Raw genomic sequence first — 3,161 nt, forward strand, 5'->3', positions numbered from 1 at the left:
CAGAGCTGCGGTGAGCGTGGTCTTGCCATGGTCGACGTGACCAATGGTACCGACGTTCAGGTGCGGTTTGTTACGTTCGAATTTTTCTTTAGCCATCGAGACCGTCTCCCATCGTTGAATTGAGCTAGTCACGCCACCATTAAAACAAAGGCAGATATTTACATATCTGCCTTTGAGATTGGAGCTCATGAGCGGATTTGAACCGCTGACCTCACCCTTACCAAGGGTGTGCTCTACCAGCTGAGCTACATGAGCGTATCGTATTTGCGTGAGCAAAAACCTGGAGCGGGTAGCGGGAATCGAACCCGCATCATCAGCTTGGAAGGCTGAGGTTCTACCACTAAACTATACCCGCGGTAGCCTAGGCCGACGCTATAAACTGGTGGAGGGGGAAGGATTCGAACCTTCGAAGTCGATGACGTCAGATTTACAGTCTGATCCCTTTGGCCGCTCGGGAACCCCTCCAAAACGAGGCGGCATTTTCAATGCCATCCTCCTAGCTGTCAAGCAATTTCTCATTAAAATCCTGAGGTTAGCTTTCGTGACAGCTCTCCTCAAACAACCCAAAGGGCTGCGCGACGGAGCGGGCGCCATTCTATGAAAACTATTCTACGTTTGCAATGCTTGAACACGGCATTTGTTGATGCCCCAGCTTGGGGAAATCTCTTATGAGTTCGCCAAGCAATGAGTCGGTCAGGAGGCGCTGCTGAATACCCCTCACCTGAATCCAGTAGCTACGGTGTGTTCTCGGCAACTCGCGTATGTACGCCATATAATTAATAGCTTGTAATCGACTTACAACGCTTTCAGCGGAGTCCTTACGAGAGAATATCCCTAGTGATATTCCATTAGACAGATCGCCGACGGTAATTATGTAACTGTCAATATTGCGAGATTGGAGCTCTTTCAGCTGCCGTAGCGATGCTTGCCGCGAAACCAGCGGTGGCAGATATACCCAATAGTCAGTGCCAGCAGCCTCATCGATAGGCTTGACGCTGGCATCAATATCAAGACTTAGCAAACGCTGCTCAACGTCTAGCGCAACCGATTCTTGGTCGAAACCACCCAAATATACGCAAACACTCCCCTCGTGGCCTGAAGGACCACGAGGCTCCAATGGCTTGGTTTCGCTAAGCAACTGGATATCGGCCTCCTCGGAAGCGGAAGGCGTCACGAGCTCACCCGCCACCTTAGGAGGCTGCTTGTTGATGTGATGGAGGTAAAATAAAAGATTTAGCACTACCAGCAGCATTAAAAGCCAGCGCATGGATACCTCGTTAGGGGCAGGCTATCGCCAGCCCCCTGAAAACCAAATCAGGCACGCATCTAACCCTAGGGATATCTGCAACCAGTGCTGCATCTCCACCGGTAACATAGATGGTGAAGTTTTTACCCAGATGATCTTCAGCGATGCCAATCTGGCTTGTAACGTAGCTTCGCAGCATGATTAAACAACCTCGCTCGACACCCTCGGCGGTGTCTCTGCCAGGTGTGATATCACTCAACGCAACGGAGGATAGCGCAGGGTCGTATTGGATGCGCCGAGTGTGAGCAAGCAGCTGCCCACGCAGAAGCGCTAAACCTGGCGCTATATAACCACCCAAGTGCGCGCCGTTACAATCGACTAAATCTATAGTGACCGCAGTGCCGAGGTCGATAATCAAACACGGTCCTTTGCACATTTCATAAGCGGCGATGATAGCTAACCACCGATCCAAACCTAGTCGGTCCTGTTCCTTATAGCCATTGACAACGCCGGCGAGGCGCTTGGCTGGACTCACCTTAAGCACTTCCACCCCTAGCTCACCAGACAGCACGTCTGTTAATGCGCTGGTTTCCGCATCGTCTCTGACGCTCACCATGCGGCAACGGGTAATTGTGCTGATATCTGCATTGTGCAAGTCTTGAAGCAGGTCCACCGCCAGCGCTGCGATACCCCCCACTACCAACGCGCCATCAGCATCCGAAACAACCCGCCACTTGATGAAACTATTACCGCAATCGAGCTCAAGAATCATCGTCTAGCCTCAAGCTTAATTCTCCACCACTGAAACACCGCTCACCCTGCCCTTCGATCCAAAGGCGTAGCGCACCCTGCTCGTCTAGCCCTTTCATCAATCCTTTAACCTGTTGGGTGCCGGTGCTTAACGTACAGCGTCGCCCGCGCCAGATATTGTGTGCCTCCCACTCGTCTCGTAATGAGGAAAATCCCTCACGGGCATGCCTTTCCAAATAGTGAGATAAGGCCTCACTGACAAAGCGCACTAGATCATCCCGGCTCGCCAGCATTCCGGTCTGCTCACGCACCGACGTCCAGGCCTGACCGATGCCCTGGATGCTCGGCGCCATATTCACGTTGACTCCAATCCCGATAATCACATGACATACGTCCGCCGGATCGCCATTCAGCTCTAATAGAATGCCCGCTATTTTTCTGCCGCCTGCATATACATCGTTGGGCCACTTCAGCCCCGCACTTTCGATACCGGCCCGATGAAGCGCACGGAGAACAGCCAGCCCAACGACTAAACTCAACCCAGAAAGTCCCTGGAGGCCATTCGAAACCTTCAGTACCAAGGTGTAATATATATTTTGTGCTGGCGGGCTCGTCCACACACGCCCTCTACGGCCCCGCCCATGAGTTTGACCCTCAGCCAATACCACGAATGGCGCAGCTACGCCCGACTGTAGCAACCTCAACGCCTCTGCATTAGTGGAGTCGGTTGACTCTCGAAGATAGAGCTGCCAGCCGAGCGGAGCCAACACAGCGGCGTTGTCCTCATAACTCAGTAGCGAAAGTGGCTCTGCCAAGCGATACCCTTTCCCTGGCACTTTGAATAGTTCGACACCGCATTCATGCTCAAGTCCCTGTAGGTATTTCCACACAGCACTCCGACTTACACCGAGAGCCCTTCCTAACTCTTCGCCAGAATGAAAACGACCGTCACCGAGCAACCGTAGCAAGCTATTCATAACCCCTCCAGGCTTCGGCCAGACATAATCGATGCTGTTGAACACATTCGAGTTTTCCATCCCCCAAAGACAAACCCCCGATCCTCTTACGAGGATCGGGGGTTTGGTGTAGAAGCTTGACGATGACCTACTCTCACATGGGGAAACCCCACACTACCATCGGCGATGCGTCGTTTCACTACTGAGTT

Annotated in this window: 4 protein-coding genes, 3 tRNA genes and 1 rRNA gene; all 8 read right to left on the reverse strand. The window is 52.6% G+C overall.

The features are described 5' to 3' along the window. On the reverse strand, positions 1–96 hold a 96-nt coding region (locus ACQKEK_RS23340), incomplete at its 3' end, for a GTP-binding protein (protein WP_260985023.1). Positions 97–179: 83 nt separating this feature from the next. After that, positions 180–255, reverse strand: a tRNA-Thr gene (locus ACQKEK_RS23345). Between the two features lie 26 nt (positions 256–281). Further along, a tRNA-Gly gene (locus ACQKEK_RS23350) sits at positions 282–355 on the reverse strand. A gap of 25 nt (positions 356–380) precedes the next feature. Next, a tRNA-Tyr gene (locus ACQKEK_RS23355) sits at positions 381–465 on the reverse strand. Positions 466–604: 139 nt separating this feature from the next. Continuing rightward, positions 605–1,267, reverse strand: a complete 663-nt coding sequence (locus ACQKEK_RS23360; protein ID WP_499144437.1) for an SPOR domain-containing protein — start codon at positions 1,265–1,267, stop codon at positions 605–607. 10 nt (positions 1,268–1,277) lie between these two features. Next, positions 1,278–2,018, reverse strand: a complete 741-nt coding sequence (locus ACQKEK_RS23365; protein WP_499144438.1) for a type III pantothenate kinase — start codon at positions 2,016–2,018, stop codon at positions 1,278–1,280. Next, positions 2,008–2,973: a bifunctional biotin--[acetyl-CoA-carboxylase] ligase/biotin operon repressor BirA gene (gene birA / locus ACQKEK_RS23370; protein WP_499144439.1), complete on the reverse strand. Its 966-nt coding sequence runs from the start codon at positions 2,971–2,973 to the stop codon at positions 2,008–2,010. The genes ACQKEK_RS23365 and birA overlap by 11 nt, the downstream gene beginning before the upstream one ends. A 114-nt stretch (positions 2,974–3,087) precedes the next feature. After that, a 5S ribosomal RNA gene (gene rrf / locus ACQKEK_RS23375) occupies positions 3,088–3,161 on the reverse strand; the annotation flags it as partial.

The sequence above is a fragment of the Pseudomonas sp. NPDC077408 genome, assembly GCF_050269105.1.
Taxonomy (GTDB): Bacteria; Pseudomonadota; Gammaproteobacteria; order Pseudomonadales; family Pseudomonadaceae; genus Stutzerimonas.